15 protein-coding genes are annotated in these 13,135 nt (G+C 72.2%); 5 read left to right on the top strand and 10 right to left on the bottom strand.

The window, feature by feature from the left end:
• Window positions 1-18 precede the first annotated feature (18 nt).
• The 3 genes from KLP28_11000 (at window position 19) to KLP28_10990 (ending at window position 3,849) form a co-directional block, all read left to right on the top strand.
• Window positions 19-1,344, top strand: coding sequence for a DNA photolyase family protein (locus KLP28_11000; GenBank protein ID QWC84133.1), 1,326 nt, complete (start codon window positions 19-21; stop codon window positions 1,342-1,344).
• A 91-nt stretch (window positions 1,345-1,435) separates the two neighbouring features.
• On the top strand, window positions 1,436-2,200 hold the full coding sequence (locus tag KLP28_10995) for a hypothetical protein (GenBank protein QWC84132.1): 765 nt from the start codon (window positions 1,436-1,438) through the stop codon (window positions 2,198-2,200).
• Between the two features lie 50 nt (window positions 2,201-2,250).
• Window positions 2,251-3,849, top strand: a complete 1,599-nt coding sequence (locus KLP28_10990; protein ID QWC84131.1) for a glycoside hydrolase family 13 protein — start codon at window positions 2,251-2,253, stop codon at window positions 3,847-3,849.
• Between the two features lie 48 nt (window positions 3,850-3,897).
• On the opposite strand, the gene KLP28_10985 is transcribed toward KLP28_10990, so the two are convergent.
• The 3 genes from KLP28_10985 to pdxH all read right to left on the bottom strand — a co-directional run bounded on the left by KLP28_10985 (window position 3,898) and on the right by pdxH (window position 5,860).
• Window positions 3,898-4,344, bottom strand: coding sequence for a MarR family transcriptional regulator (locus tag KLP28_10985; protein ID QWC84130.1), 447 nt, complete (start codon window positions 4,342-4,344; stop codon window positions 3,898-3,900).
• Window positions 4,345-4,415: 71 nt separating this feature from the next.
• Complete coding sequence (locus tag KLP28_10980) at window positions 4,416-5,129, bottom strand: hypothetical protein (protein ID QWC84129.1); 714 nt, start codon at window positions 5,127-5,129, stop codon at window positions 4,416-4,418.
• A gap of 77 nt (window positions 5,130-5,206) precedes the next feature.
• Window positions 5,207-5,860: a pyridoxamine 5'-phosphate oxidase gene (gene pdxH, locus KLP28_10975; GenBank protein QWC84128.1), complete on the bottom strand. Its 654-nt coding sequence runs from the start codon at window positions 5,858-5,860 to the stop codon at window positions 5,207-5,209.
• A 176-nt stretch (window positions 5,861-6,036) separates the two neighbouring features.
• Here pdxH and KLP28_10970 point away from each other — a divergent pair, with 176 nt between their 5' ends.
• A complete protein-coding gene (locus tag KLP28_10970) occupies window positions 6,037-7,179 on the top strand; it encodes a citrate synthase 2 (GenBank protein ID QWC84127.1) in 1,143 nt (380 codons plus the stop codon).
• Between the two features lie 103 nt (window positions 7,180-7,282).
• Here the strand turns inward: KLP28_10970 and KLP28_10965 are convergent, their stop codons facing one another.
• The 5 genes from KLP28_10965 to KLP28_10945 form a co-directional block, all read right to left on the bottom strand.
• The gene (locus KLP28_10965; protein QWC84126.1) at window positions 7,283-8,296 is read right to left on the bottom strand and encodes a type IV toxin-antitoxin system AbiEi family antitoxin domain-containing protein; all 1,014 of its coding nucleotides are present in this window, start codon (window positions 8,294-8,296) and stop codon (window positions 7,283-7,285) included.
• Window positions 8,297-8,509: 213 nt separating this feature from the next.
• Entirely contained in the window at window positions 8,510-8,977 is a 468-nt protein-coding gene (locus tag KLP28_10960; GenBank protein QWC86934.1) for a GNAT family N-acetyltransferase, read from the bottom strand.
• A gap of 11 nt (window positions 8,978-8,988) precedes the next feature.
• Window positions 8,989-9,312 carry a zinc finger Ran-binding domain-containing protein gene (locus tag KLP28_10955; GenBank protein QWC84125.1) on the bottom strand — a complete coding sequence of 108 codons (324 nt, stop codon included), beginning with the start codon at window positions 9,310-9,312 and terminating at the stop codon, window positions 8,989-8,991.
• A 40-nt stretch (window positions 9,313-9,352) separates the two neighbouring features.
• On the bottom strand, window positions 9,353-9,730 hold the full coding sequence (locus tag KLP28_10950; protein ID QWC84124.1) for a hypothetical protein: 378 nt from the start codon (window positions 9,728-9,730) through the stop codon (window positions 9,353-9,355).
• A 2-nt stretch (window positions 9,731-9,732) separates the two neighbouring features.
• A complete protein-coding gene (locus tag KLP28_10945) occupies window positions 9,733-10,185 on the bottom strand; it encodes a zinc ribbon domain-containing protein (protein ID QWC84123.1) in 453 nt (150 codons plus the stop codon).
• Between the two features lie 104 nt (window positions 10,186-10,289).
• Between KLP28_10945 and KLP28_10940 the strand changes: the two genes are divergently transcribed.
• Window positions 10,290-11,423, top strand: coding sequence for a phosphoserine transaminase (locus KLP28_10940; GenBank protein ID QWC84122.1), 1,134 nt, complete (start codon window positions 10,290-10,292; stop codon window positions 11,421-11,423).
• A gap of 103 nt (window positions 11,424-11,526) precedes the next feature.
• Here the strand turns inward: KLP28_10940 and KLP28_10935 are convergent, their stop codons facing one another.
• The gene (locus KLP28_10935) at window positions 11,527-12,063 is read right to left on the bottom strand and encodes an O-acetyl-ADP-ribose deacetylase (GenBank protein ID QWC84121.1); all 537 of its coding nucleotides are present in this window, start codon (window positions 12,061-12,063) and stop codon (window positions 11,527-11,529) included.
• Window positions 12,063-13,112, bottom strand: a complete 1,050-nt coding sequence (locus KLP28_10930) for a DNA topoisomerase IB (protein ID QWC84120.1) — start codon at window positions 13,110-13,112, stop codon at window positions 12,063-12,065. Before KLP28_10930 ends, KLP28_10935 begins: the two co-directional genes overlap by 1 nt.
• Window positions 13,113-13,135: the final 23 nt, after the last annotated feature.

Below are 13,135 nucleotides of genomic sequence, written 5' to 3'. Positions count from 1 at the left end.
CCCGGGCACCAGTCCCCCATGGCCGACTCCTCCTCCGGTGCCCCCGCGATCATGTGGTTCCGCCGTGACCTGCGGCTCCACGACAACCCGGCACTGCTGGCCGCCTCCGACGCCGCGAGCGGGGACGGCGTGCTCCCCCTCTTCATCTGGGACGACGCGCTGTGGAACCCCGCTGGACCAGCGCGTCGGGCGTGGATGTGCGAGAGCCTGCGCAAGCTGGACGAGTCCTTGAACGGCCACCTCGTCGTACGCCGCGGCAAGCCCGCCGACGTGCTGACCGACCTGGCGCGTGAGACCGGTGCCACCTCGGTGCACATCGCCGAGGACTTCGCGCCGTACGGGATGAAGCGCGACGAGCACGTGCGCAACACCCTCGCCGAGGACGAGGTCACCCTCGAGGCGACCGGCTCGCCGTACGCCATCGACCCGGGCACGATCCTGACCAAGCAGGGCACCGGCTACCAGGTCTACAGCCCGTTCGGCCGGGCCTGGGCCCAGCACGGCTACGAGGACGCCTTCCCCCGGATCGGGACGCGGCAGACGTGGCTCGAGGTCGACTCCGAGGACTTCCCGACCTGCGACGACGTGCCGCCCGAGCTCGACCTCGACGAGGTGGGCGAGGAGGCCGCCCGACGTCGGTGGCGGGACTTCCTGGACCGGCTCGAGGGGTACGACGACGACCGCGACCGCATGGACCGCAACGGCACCTCCGGGCTCAGCCCGCACCTTCGCTGGGGGGAGATCCACCCGCGCACGCTGCTCACCGACCTCAAGGGCATGCACGGCAAGCACGCCGCCTCCTTCCGCTCCGAGATCGGGTGGCGCGAGTTCTACGCCGACGTCATGTGGCGCGAGCCGCGGGTCGTCCGCGAGTCGTGGCGCACCGAGTTCGAACGGATGGAGTGGGACGACCCCGGCGAGAAGGTCCAGGCGTGGAAGGAGGGGCGTACGGGCTTCCCGATGGTCGACGCGGGGATGCGCGAGCTGCTCGCGACCGGCACGATGCACAACCGGGTCCGCATGCTCTGTGCCAGCTTCCTGGTCAAGGACCTGCACGTCGACTGGCGGGTGGGCGCGAAGTTCTTCTACGACCACCTCGTCGACGGGGACCTGTCGAGCAACTTCATGAACTGGCAGTGGGCGGCGGGCTCCGGCACCGACGCGCAGCCGTTCTTCCGGATCTTCAACCCCGACACCCAGGGCGAGAAGTACGACCCGGACGAGGTCTACCGACGCCGCTGGATCCCCGAGTACGGCACCGACGACTACCCCGAGCCGATCCTGGACCACAAGGCCGAGCGCCAGGAGGCCCTGGACCGGCTCTCGGCCATGAAGGACGGCTGAGAGCAGGACCGCTGGACGCACCCCCCGCAGGGGTGGGATTGGTCACGCAGGACCCGCGTGCCCACCGGGGGGACCGGGGTACACCGAGGTCATGTCTGCTCTGAGGTTCGCCGCTCGGTTCCAGGGTCCGCCGCGCTCCGCCAACGGCGGGTTCGTCGCCGGCTCGCTCGTCGACGCCGCCTTCGGCGTCGACGGCGCCGCGTACACGGTCCGCCTGAACGCCCCGCCGCGACTGGACACCGACCACGACGTCGTCCGCGACGACGAGGGGGTCCAGCTCTGCGAGCCCGACGGCCTGGTCGCCCGCGCCCGCCGCGAGGACGAGCGACGTCCCGAGCCCGTGGCGCCCGTCGCGCTCAAGGCCGCCGGACGCGCCGAGTCGCGGTTCAAGGGTCTGCTGCAGCACCCGTTCGCCGGCTGCTTCGGCTGCGGCACGGGATCGGACAAGGGCCTCCACATCTCCCCCGGCGAGGTCCCACCCGCCGTCGAGGGGCGCCCGCGGGTGGCCGCGGCCTGGATCGCCACCGACGAGCTGCCGCGCCACGGCGCCGACCCCGAGGACGCCGAGCCGGGCGAGGACGGCGCGGAGGTCTCGCTCGCGACGACGTGGACGGCTCTGGACTGCGCGGGCGGCTGGGCCGCGCACATCGAGGAGCAGCCCATCGTGCTCGGCGAGATGACCGCACAGGTGCTGCGACTGCCGCGCATCGGCGACCGTCACGTCGTCGTCGCCGAGGAGCGAGGTCGCTCGGGCCGACGCATCCAGACGGCCACGAGCCTCTACGACGCGGCCGGGGAGCTCCTCGGTGCCGCCGAGCAGACCTGGATCGTGGTCGACCCGGAGCAGTTCACCTGAGGGGCACCGGCGCTTTTTGATCGATCCAACATTGCTGGCATCATGAGGGGATGACCGACTCCAGCGCTGCGACGCGTACGCCCCGGACCGCCCCCGGCACCGCCCCCTGGTGGCGCGACGCCGTCATCTACCAGGTGTACGTGCGCTCGTTCGCCGACGCCGACGGCGACGGCCTGGGCGACCTGCCGGGCATCACCTCGCGCCTGGGGCACCTCGCCGAGCTGGGTGTCGACGCCCTGTGGATCACGCCGTTCTACACCTCGCCGCAGCACGACCACGGCTACGACGTCGCCGACTACCGCGACGTCGACCCGCGTTTCGGGTCGCTCGAGGACTTCGACGCGCTGCGCGAGCGCGCCCACGAGCTCGGCCTCAAGGTCATCGTCGACGTGGTGCCGAACCACACCTCCTCCGACCACGTCTGGTTCCAGGCCGCCCTCGAGGCCGGCCCCGGGTCGCCCGAGCGCGCGCGCTACATCTTCCGCGACGGCCTCGGCGAGGACGGCTCCCAGCCGCCGAACAACTGGCAGTCGGTCTTCGGCGGCGACGCCTGGACCCGGGTGGAGGACGGACAGTGGTATCTCCACATCTTCGACACCTCCCAGCCCGACCTCGACTGGACCCACCCCGAGGTCGGCGACGAGTTCGACTCGGTGCTGCGCTTCTGGCTCGACCGCGGCGTCGACGGCTTCCGCGTCGACGTGGCGCACGGTCTCGTCAAGGCCGAGGGACTGCCCTCGACCGACGAGCAGGAGCGGCAGTACATGATCGAGGGCGTCAACAAGGGCCCGTTCTGGGACCAGGACGGCGTGCACCAGATCTGGCGCCGCTGGCGGGCCGTGCTCGACGAGTACGACGACCGCATGATGGTCGCCGAGGCCTGGGCGCCCGACGCCGAGCGGCTCGCGCTGTACGTGCGCCCCGACGAGTACCACCAGGCCTTCAACTTCCACTTCCTCGGCGGCACCTGGGGCGCCGGGGAGTTCCGCCGCATCATCGAGGAGACCTACCGGGCCGTCGAGCCCGTGGGCGCGGCGCCGACCTGGGTGCTGTCCAACCACGACGTCGTACGCCACCCGACGCGTTTCGGCGCCGGGTCCGAGGGCCTCGCCCGAGCACGCGCACTGACCGCGACGATCCTCGCGCTGCCCGGCTCGACCTACCTCTACCAGGGCGAGGAGCTCGGCCTGGAGGAGGTCGTGGTGCCGAAGGAGGACCGCGAGGACCCCGCCTTCCACCGTGGCCAGAACGAGGGCCGCGACGGCTGCCGGGTGCCGATCCCCTGGTCCGGCGCCGAGCCGCCCTTCGGGTTCGGCCCGGGCGAGGGGCAGCCGTGGCTCCCCCAGCCGACGGACTGGGACAGCATGAGCGTCGAGGCGCAGACCGGTGAGAAGGACTCGACGCTGGAGTTCTACCGCGAGGCCCTGCGCGTACGCCGTGAGCAGCTCGACCTCGACACCAGCGTGGAGCTGGACGACCCCACCGAGCAGGGCACCGCGGTGCTGTCCTTCACCCGAGGCGACGTGCACGTGCTCCTCAACACCGGCACGGACGCGGTCGACCTGCCGGATGGCGACGTGCTGCTGTCCAGCGGCCCCCTCGACGACGGCATGCTCCCCGCGGACACCGTCGTGTGGCTGCGCCGCTGAGCCCCGCGAGCGGCAGGCTCTGAGCGGGTCCGGCGTACGCGGGCCTGCTCAGACCTCGTGCTCGAAGACCTCGTTGTAGCGGGCGAGGTCCTCCGCGACCCGTTCGATCTCCTCGGCGGACCAGTCGTCGAAGTGGCCGTCGTACCACCGACGGGCGTCGGACTCGATGCGCTTGATGCGCAACGTGGCGTCGTCGCTCAGCGTCACGGTCGAGGCGCGGCGGTCGTCGGGATCGGGCGTACGCTCGACCAGGCCCAGCTCGGCGAGAGCCGTGATCTGCCGGCTGACCGCACCCTTGTCGAGCCGCAGCTCGTCGCACAGCTCGCTCTGACGCTGTGCACCCTGGCGGTAGAGCGTGACCAGGATCGACCACCCCGTCGGCTGCACGGCCGGGTCGAGCAGGCGGGCCCGCTCGGTCGCGACGCGGCGCAACCGGCGTGCCAGACGCGTCACCTCGTGCTCGAGCGACCGCAGGGCGGGGTCCTTCTCGGACACGGTGGATCCTCTCGACGACGGACGCGGACCCTCAACCTAACCTCGGACGCGTCGATCTCCACAGGCTCGACTCACCGGCCCAAGGTTGCGATCCCGTTGCGACCGATCGCCAACGCCGCGCCGACGAACACCAGGATGCCGCTGATCAGCTGGCTGTACATCGTCCACTCCGCCGCATGGTCGGAGAAGATCGCCAGCGCGACGAGGGCGACCCCGCACGCCAGCACCACCACGTACGCGGGCAGCCTGCCGAAGCTGTTGCGCAGACCGAAGGCGGCGAGCGCCAACGGGATGGCGACGGCGATGTCGAGGTTGCGGGTGTCGCGACCCTCCTCGGTGAAGGGCACCAGGCCCTGCGTGATCGCGAGCCAGAGGGCGACCGCGAGGAGCAGACCGATGCCCAGCGGGGCGACCTCCAGCGGTCCGCGCTCGGCGCCGAGGGCCGCACGCTTGGTCTCGTGGGCCTCCCTCGCGATGGCGCGGACCTCCGGGTCCACCACACGGGCGTCGGGATCGACGACCTCGACGGCCTGGTTGTCGTCGATCTCCGAGGCCACCTGTCGCGGCGACTGGTGCATGCGGGCGTCGCGGTAGAGGTTGCCCCGGTAGGCCGCACCGGCGCCCAGCACGACCAGCACCGCACCCGCGATCGCGAGCGGCCACAGCAAGGAGATGGCGGCGGCACCGAGCAGGCCGACTCCCAGCGCGAGCAGCGCGACACCCGCCCAGGTCCACCGCGGGCGGATCGTGACGGTCGGGGTGTCGGGGTGCAGGTCGTCTGCCATGGAGCCTCCTGGGGATTCACCTGGAGGTGTGCCCGCACCCGGCGGCGGAGAATCGTGCCGCGGTCCAGATCACCGCGTCACGGCCCGAGGCGCTCCCGGTGCCACCCGTCCGCCTCGTGGCGGTAGCGCAGCCGGTCGTGCATCCGGCTGCCACGGCCCTGCCAGAACTCGATGCAGGCGACGTCGACCCGCCACCCGCCCCAGTAGGCCGGACGCGGCACGGGTTGGCCTGCGTACCGCTGCTCGACCGCGGCGTAGCGGCGCTCGAGGTCCTCACGACCCATCACCACCTGAGACTGCGGTGAGGCCCACGCACCGAGCTGGGAGCCGCGGGGCCGGCTCGCGAAGTACGCGTCGGAGCGCTCCTCGGACAGCTCGGTCACCGTGCCCTCGAGGCGCACCTGCCGCTCGAGCTGCAGCCAGGTGAACAGGAGCGCGCACGCCGGGTTGCCTGCGAGCTGGCTGCCCTTGTCGGAGCGACGGTTGCTGTAGAAGACCGGTGCGCGATCGGACGGGCCGACCTGCTCCATCCCCTTCAGCAGCACCGTGCGCACGTGGGGCCGGCCGCGCCCGTCGACGGTGGCGAGCGTCATCGCGTTGGGCTCGGGGAGCCCTGCGCCCTGCGCGGCGTCGAACCAGCGGTCGAACAGCTCCCAGGGGGCCGCCGGCGCGGAGGTCTCGTCGAGCTCGTCACGTGAATAGCTGACGCGCAGGTCCTCGTAGTCGGGCACGGCGCCAGGCTAGTGGGCCCGGTGATCCCTCGCGAGACGTGGCGGGGACGAATCGCGGCCGGTGCTGCGGGGCTCGACGGCGCACGGCAGAATGCGCCGGAGCGCTGATACCGACCAGTTCGACGAGGACGCGACCGACCACCCGTACGGCTCGCGTCGAGACGACAGGAGAACCCATGACCGAGGTCCACCACGGCCTGGAAGGCGTCGTCGCCTTCGAGAGCGAGATCGCCGAGCCCGACAAGGAGGGCTCGTCGCTGCGCTACCGCGGCGTCGACATCGAGGACCTGGTCGGCCGGGTCCCCTTCGAGAAGGTCTGGGGCCTCCTCATCGACGGGGCGTACGACCCGGGCCTGCCGCCCGCGGAGCCGTACAACATCCCGATCCACACCGGCGACGTGCGCGCCGACGTGCAGGCCGGCGTGGCGATGCTCGGGCCGCAGCTGGGCATGCGCCACACCTACGACATCTCCGACGAGCAGGCGCGCGAGGACCTCGCGCGGATCGCGGTCATGGTGCTCTCCTACGCCGGCCAGGCCGCCCGCGGCATCGGCAAGCCGATCGTGCCCCAGCACGAGGTCGACAAGGGCAGCACGCTGGCGGAGAAGTTCCTGACCCGCTGGAAGGGCGAGGCCGACCCCGACCACGTCAAGGCCATCGACGCCTACTGGTCCTCCGCGGCCGAGCACGGCATGAACGCCTCGACCTTCACCGCCCGTGTGATCACCTCGACCGGCGCCGACGTGGCCGCGGCGTTCTCCGGCGCCATCGGTGCGATGTCCGGCCCGCTGCACGGTGGGGCCCCCTCGCGGGTGCTCGGCATGATCGAGGACGTCGAGCAGTCCGGCGACGCGGGCGCGTACGTCAAGAAGCTGCTCGACGACGGCGAGCGCCTGATGGGCTTCGGCCACCGCGTCTACCGCGCCGAGGACCCCCGGGCCCGGGTGCTGCGTCGCACCGCGAAGGAGCTCGGCGCCCCGCGTTACGAGGTCGCCGAGGCGCTGGAGAAGGCCGCTCTCGCCGAGCTGCGCGAGCGTCGTCCCGACCGGGTGCTCGAGACGAACGTCGAGTTCTGGGCCGCGATCGTGCTCGACTACGCCGAGGTGCCGGCCAACATGTTCACCACGATGTTCACCTGCGCCCGCACCGGTGGCTGGTCGGCGCACATCCTGGAGCAGAAGCGCACCGGCCGCCTGATCCGCCCCTCCGCCGTCTACGTCGGACCGGGCACGCGCGCGGCCGACTCCGTCGAGGGCTGGAACCCCGCCTGGGGCGACTCCTCCGTCGACGACGAGCTCGTCGGCGGCGCGGACGCCTGAGCGGCCCCATCGCCGCATGTAACCCCATGTTGTGGTTGCTCCGCGCGGCCCCGGCGCCGCGCGGAGCCACCACAACACCGTCGGAGTCGTCCGACTGAGCCGATCAGACCCTCGTCGAGGAGTCCAGGCTGCTCATCCACGCGGCCATGCCGACGCGTGCGATCGTTGCGTCGACCTGCGTACGGAATCGTCGGAGGAGCGGCCCCTCGCCGGCGCACCGCACCTCCTCCCAGACCTCGTCCCAGACCGAGCGTGACAATCCCGCGATCTCGGGGCGTGACCGCAGCCAGTCCTCGCGGCGCTTCTCCTCGAAGACCACGCTCGCGGGAGCATCTCCCGTCTCCGCGGTCTGGGCACGCGCGTACTTGCCGAAGCCGTCGAACTCGAAGGCGTGGCATCCGAGCATCGCGTCGACGTACGCGGTGCGCCCGCCGTCGGTCACGCGCACCTGCAGGCGCGGCCGGCCCCAGCCCAGACGGCTGATGACGACCCGGTGCAGGCTCTCGCCCGGGTTCTCGGCGCCCTGGTCGGCGTCCTCGACAACGGCACGCACGGCGCGTACGCCGGGCCAGTTGCGCATGCCGGACACGACACGCTCCAACTCCTCGCGCGGCAGGCCGTCCCGCAGCGCGCGATCGGCCGCGACGATGCCCGCGTCGTACCCGTCGTAGCGCGCGATGTCGCACACTGTCCGCGCCACCGACGTCACGGGGCCGAACGGGGTCGTCGTGGTGTCGACGGCGCTGACCCGAGCCGGGTGGTAGACCACGCCGTTCTCACCCCGCCCGGCGTCGATCCTCGGCGCCGTCATGTGGATGCGTCGCCTGCTGACCTCGAGCAGTGCCAGGTGCTGCAGCAGACCGCCGGAGCCGTGGCTGGCGTACAGCGGCTGCTCGGCCTGCAGGAAGACGGCGAGGATCCGTCGACGGTCCATCTCGTCGCGGTCGAACTGCTCCCAGAGGGTGCGCTCGGCGTACACGCCTCGGCGGACGGTGTGCCAGGTCCCCCTCCCCGTCAGGGCGCGCACCTCGCTCGCGGAGTAGCCGGAGCGCAAAGCCTGATTGCGCGTGACGAGTCCGTGCTGACGGAGGGCGTGTGCCATGAGTCGTGGTCGCATGCCCGCAGGGTTCTCCGGCGGTGCCACGACGACCAGGCGGGCCGTACGCGCCGGTGGACAACGCGCTGCACCGGTGTGCCGGGGCGACAACCGGCCCGGTCGGCGCGCCCTGGTGACCGGGAGAGCCGACTCCGACGGCGCTGTGGTTGCTCCGCACGGCCCCGGCGCCGCGCGGAGCGGCCACAACATGGGGTTACATGCGAGTCAGGGCGCTCAGGAGAGCCGGCGCCCGAAGCACCGGGAGAGCTCGGATCCGCAGTAGTGACCGAACCCGGGCACCGGCTCGTAGCCACGCGCGAGGTAGAGCGCGATGGCCTCGGGCTGCATCTCACCCGTCTCCAGCACCAGGTGGTCGGCGCCGCCCTCGCGGGCGAGGTCCTCGAGGTGACTGAGCATCGCCGAGGCGATCCCGCGCCGCTGGTAGGCCGGCAGCACGTACATCCGTTTCACCTCGTACGCCCGCTCGCCCATCCGACGCACCTCGGTCGCGCGCCACGCGCCCGAGCACACAGCGACCCCGTCGAGGTAGCCGACGTAGAACGCGCCGCGCGGGAGCACGAAGTCGTCGGCTCCGATCGGGGTCTCGTCGGGGCTGCCGTAGCGCTCGACGTACTCGGCCTGCACGGCGTCGACCAGCGCGACGGCGTCGGGGTGGGTGATCGGCACAGACTCGATGCGCAGCGCCGGGGCCGTCACCTCAGCGCCTGGTCGCACCGCAGGCAGTGCTGCCTGCTCGGCGGGTTGACCGACCCGCAGGCGGGACAGGTCACCGTCTCCGCCGCGTCGTCGGCACGCGCCGACGTCGGCTGGCCCGCAGGGCGGTCCGGGCGGCGACGACCGATGGCGTACGCCACGGCGGCGGCGGACAGCAGCACCAGCCCGACCAGCAACCGCGCGAGCGGACCGCCCACGGCACCGTCCCCGGTGATCCGCACGAGTCCACTGATCAGCAGGTACGCACCCAGCAGGGCTGCCAGAGCGCACCCGACACGCCACCAGACAGCGGCGCCCCTCACGGCTCGATCCTCCACCGCTCGAGCGTACGCCGCCGGGACCTCAGACTCCGTGCAGCCGTTGCCCGCACGCCGTGCACACCGCGGCGTGCCAGGGATTCATGGTGTCGCACGCGCGGCACCGTCGGCGCCGTGCGTTCTCGCCTGCGGAGAAGCCGCTGACGCCCCCCTGGGAGCCGGTCACCATCAGCCACACCGCGCCCGCCGCCGTGAGGAGTCCGACCGCGAGGAAGACCACGGCGCGCTGGACCTGCTCGGCCGGCAGGTCAGCGAGCGGCACGTCGCGGCCGGGCAGGAGACCACCGACCCCGAGACCGGCGAGCAGGCAGCCGAGCACGAACAGCACGAGCCCGACGAGCCTGCGGCGCCGCTGACGCCGGTCCCGGTCGTGGCCGTAGTCGGGCCCGAGGTCTCCCGCCACGGTCAGGTCAGGGACGTGCCGCAGCTGTCGCAGAAGCGCGCGGCGTCGTCGTTGCGGGTGCCGCACTCGCGGCAGTACGGGCCGGTCGCCGTGGGGCCCGCGGACGCGGTCGACCCACCCGAGCGCGTACGCCCCACCCCGAGCACGCCCTCACCGTCGGAGAGGTAGTGCGCGGTGTCCTTGAGCACCGGGGCCTGCTCGCCGGCGGAGAACCGGGCGACCGACCCCTGGTAGGCGAACCCGCTGAGGCCGAATCCGAGGACGGCGAGGAACCCGCCGGCGGCGAAGGACCCCATGCCGTCACCGCCGGAGCCCATGGGGTCGTCCATCGCGCTGCCGAAGCTCACGAAGCCGCTGACGACGAGGACGACACCGACGAGCAGGAGTATCGGTCCCACGACCCGCAGCACGGTGCGGACCGTCCCCTGTCGACGACCTCCGGGTGACTGGCTCACGGCGCCTCCTCGATTGCGATACCGAGGGAAGCCTAACGGCCGGCGCGCGCGGGTCGAGGGAGGTCGCGCGAGCTGCGGTGGGACGATCACGCCATGATGACCGCATGACGGGCTCCCCCACCGCCGTGCACATCCCCGCCGACCTGCTCCCCGCGGACGGTCGCTTCGGCTCGGGTCCCTCCCGGGTCGCCCAGTCGACGCTCGACGCCCTGGCCGCCACGGGTGCGGACCTGATGGGCACCTCCCACCGGCAGGCACCCGTACGCCGCCTCGTCGGCGAGGTGCGCGAGTCGCTGGCGACGCTCTTCGACCTGCCGGACGGCTACGAGGTCGTGCTCGGGGTGGGCGGGGCGACGGCGTTCTGGGACGTGGCGACCCACGGCCTCATCGAGCGCCGGTCCCTGCACCTGGTGAACGGGGAGTTCTCCGGCAAGTTCGCGACCGCGTCGGGGCGGGCGCCATGGCTGCAGGAGCCGGTGGTGCTCGAGTCCGGGCCGGGTTCGCGTCCGGACCTCCGGGTCGAGCAGGGCGTCGATGCGTACGCCTGGGCGCACAACGAGACCTCGACCGGGGTGATGACGCCCGTCGTCCGCCCGGCGGGCACCGACGAGGGCGCGCTGGTGCTCGTCGACGCCACCTCGGGCGCCGGCGGGCTGCCGGTGCAGGCGCAGGAGGCGGACGTCTACTACTTCGCACCGCAGAAGGGGTTCGCCTCGGACGGCGGCCTCTGGTTCGCCGTCATGTCCCCGGCCGCGATCGCGCGCGCCGAGCGTCTGGCGGCCTCGGACAGGCACGTGCCGGCCTTCCTGTCGCTGACCGCCGCCGTCGAGAACTCGCGCAAGGACCAGACGCTCAACACCCCCGCCGTCGCCACCCTGTTCCTGATGCGCGAGCAGCTGCGCTGGATGCTCGGGGAGGGTGGGCTCGCCGGCATGGTCGAGCGCACCACCAGGTCCTCGGGTCTGCTCTACGGCTGGGCCGAGAGGTCGTCGTACGCCAGCTGCTTCGTGCCCGACCCGCACCACCGCTCGCTCGTGGTGGGCACCGTCGACCTCGACGCGTCGGTCTCGGCACCGACGGTCATCTCGGTGCTGCGCGAGCACGGTGTCGTCGACGTCGACCCGTACCGCAAGCTCGGTCGCAACCAGCTGCGGGTCGGCATGTTCCCCGGGGTGGATCCCGAGGACGTGGAGGCGCTCACCGCCTGCATCGACGTGGTCGTCGAGCAGCTCGCCTGAGGTCTGCGCCCCCACTCCCGGACGCCCGCGTACGCGGGTGTTCAGGGACCTGCGCGGCACTGCATCCCCGCAGGAGCTCGCGGTGGACCGCGTACGCGGGCGTTCAGGAGGCGGGGCGGGAGCCCTGGACCGTGCGGAGCGCATCGGTGAGGGCGGCGTACGCCTCGTCGCCGAACGCCACGAACCGCACCTCCGTCACCGCGCCGGCCGGGCAATCCGCGACCGTCTGCACGGCGCACCGTGCGGCGTCCTCGAGCGGCCAGCCGTACACGCCGGCGCTGATGAGCGGGAACGCCATCGAGGTCGCCCCGAGCTCCTCGGCGACCTCGACCGAGCGCCGGTAGGCGGACTCGAGCTGCTCCCTCGTGCCACGTCCGTGCACGGGACCCACGGTGTGCACGACCCAGGTGGCGGGCATCTCGCCCGCGGTCGTCCACCCGGCGTCGCCGGTGGCGAGCCCGCGGGGGAAGCGCTCGATGCAGTTCGTCATCACCGCGGGTCCGCCGGCCCGGTGGATGGAACCGTCGACCCCGCCACCGCCGCGCATGCGGTTGTTCGCCGCGTTGACGACGACGTCGACGCGTTGCTCGGTGAGGTCGCCGCGCACGACCCGCAGCTCGCGCGCGCGGTCCTGCTCCATCAGGCGGCGGCCTCGGTCTGCGGATCGCACACGCCGCCGACCGAGTCCGGGTCCTCCGAGACGATGCGGCAGACCGCGCGCTCCACGGCGACCTGCTTCTCGACCTCGGAGTCGTACTCGCGCTCGAGCGCGGCGCGGATCGTCACCCCGTCCTCGTAGAGATCGATGACGCGCGGGTCGATGTAGGAGTTCTTGGCCATCGTCGGTGTGTTGCCGAGGTAGTCGCTGACCTCGACGCAGGCCTGCTTGACCGCCCGCTGCCGCGACCTCTTCGAGGAGCCGGGCTCCTCGGTCAGCGCGAGCGAGACCGCTGCGATGACGGTGGCGTGCCAGGTGCGGAAGTCCTTCGCGGTGAGGTCGCCGCCCGTGCCGACCCGGAGGTACTCGTTGACGTCCGCGGCATCCAGGTCGAGCCACTCGTGCGCGTCCTGGTAGGCCATGAGCCGCTCGGACCCGCTGCGCCGCCGCCGCATCTTCTCCACCGCCTCGATGGCCAGCGGGTCGTCGATCTCCACGTGGTGGTCCACCCCGGACTTGCCGGTGAACTCGAACAGCAGCCTGTCGCCGCTGCGACGCACGTGCCGCTTCTCCAGCGTCGTGAGACCGAACGACCCGTTGCTGTCGGTGTAGGCGTCGGAGCCGATGCGGAAGTAGCCGAGGTCGAGCAGCCGCACCGCACACGCCGTCGCGCGCTCCCGGGGCATGCCCTCCAGCGAGAGGTGCTCGGTCCAGGTCGCCCGCGCGGTCGGCAGCAGCGACGCCGCCTCCAGCACACGGTCGAACTTCAACCGGTCCCGCTGCTCACGCCACTGCGGGTGGTAGAGGTACTGCTTGCGGCCGGCGGCGTCGTACCCGGTGGCCTGGATGTGGCCGTTGCGCTGGGGGCAGATCCACACGCCCGTCCACGCCGGGGGAATGGCGAGGGATTTCAGGTCCGCGATCGTGCTGCGGTCCAGCAGCTCGCCGTCGGCGTCGCGATAGCTGAAGCCGGTGCCGTGACGGACCCGCGTCCACCCGGATCCGTTGGGGTCGGCCCGCCTCAGTCGCATGAGTCGAGGATTCCCGGCACACG

This window comes from Nocardioidaceae bacterium, assembly GCA_018672315.1.
Lineage (GTDB): Bacteria > Actinomycetota > Actinomycetes > Propionibacteriales > Nocardioidaceae > TYQ2.
Note: the sequence above shows the minus strand (reverse complement) of the source record. Positions and strands in the feature narration are given on the sequence as shown.

Coding starts and splice junctions, on each gene's coding strand:
- KLP28_10940 (QWC84122.1), top strand. CDS start 10,290: ATGACGGGCTCCCCCACCGCCGTGCACATCCCCGCCGACCTGCTCCCC.
- KLP28_10965 (QWC84126.1), bottom strand. CDS start 8,296: ATGCGACCACGACTCATGGCACACGCCCTCCGTCAGCACGGACTCGTC.
- KLP28_11000 (QWC84133.1), top strand. CDS start 19: ATGGCCGACTCCTCCTCCGGTGCCCCCGCGATCATGTGGTTCCGCCGT.
- KLP28_10935 (QWC84121.1), bottom strand. CDS start 12,063: ATGGAGCAGGACCGCGCGCGCGAGCTGCGGGTCGTGCGCGGCGACCTC.
- KLP28_10980 (QWC84129.1), bottom strand. CDS start 5,129: ATGGCAGACGACCTGCACCCCGACACCCCGACCGTCACGATCCGCCCG.
- KLP28_10970 (QWC84127.1), top strand. CDS start 6,037: ATGACCGAGGTCCACCACGGCCTGGAAGGCGTCGTCGCCTTCGAGAGC.
- KLP28_10995 (QWC84132.1), top strand. CDS start 1,436: ATGTCTGCTCTGAGGTTCGCCGCTCGGTTCCAGGGTCCGCCGCGCTCC.
- KLP28_10990 (QWC84131.1), top strand. CDS start 2,251: ATGACCGACTCCAGCGCTGCGACGCGTACGCCCCGGACCGCCCCCGGC.
- KLP28_10930 (QWC84120.1), bottom strand. CDS start 13,112: ATGCGACTGAGGCGGGCCGACCCCAACGGATCCGGGTGGACGCGGGTC.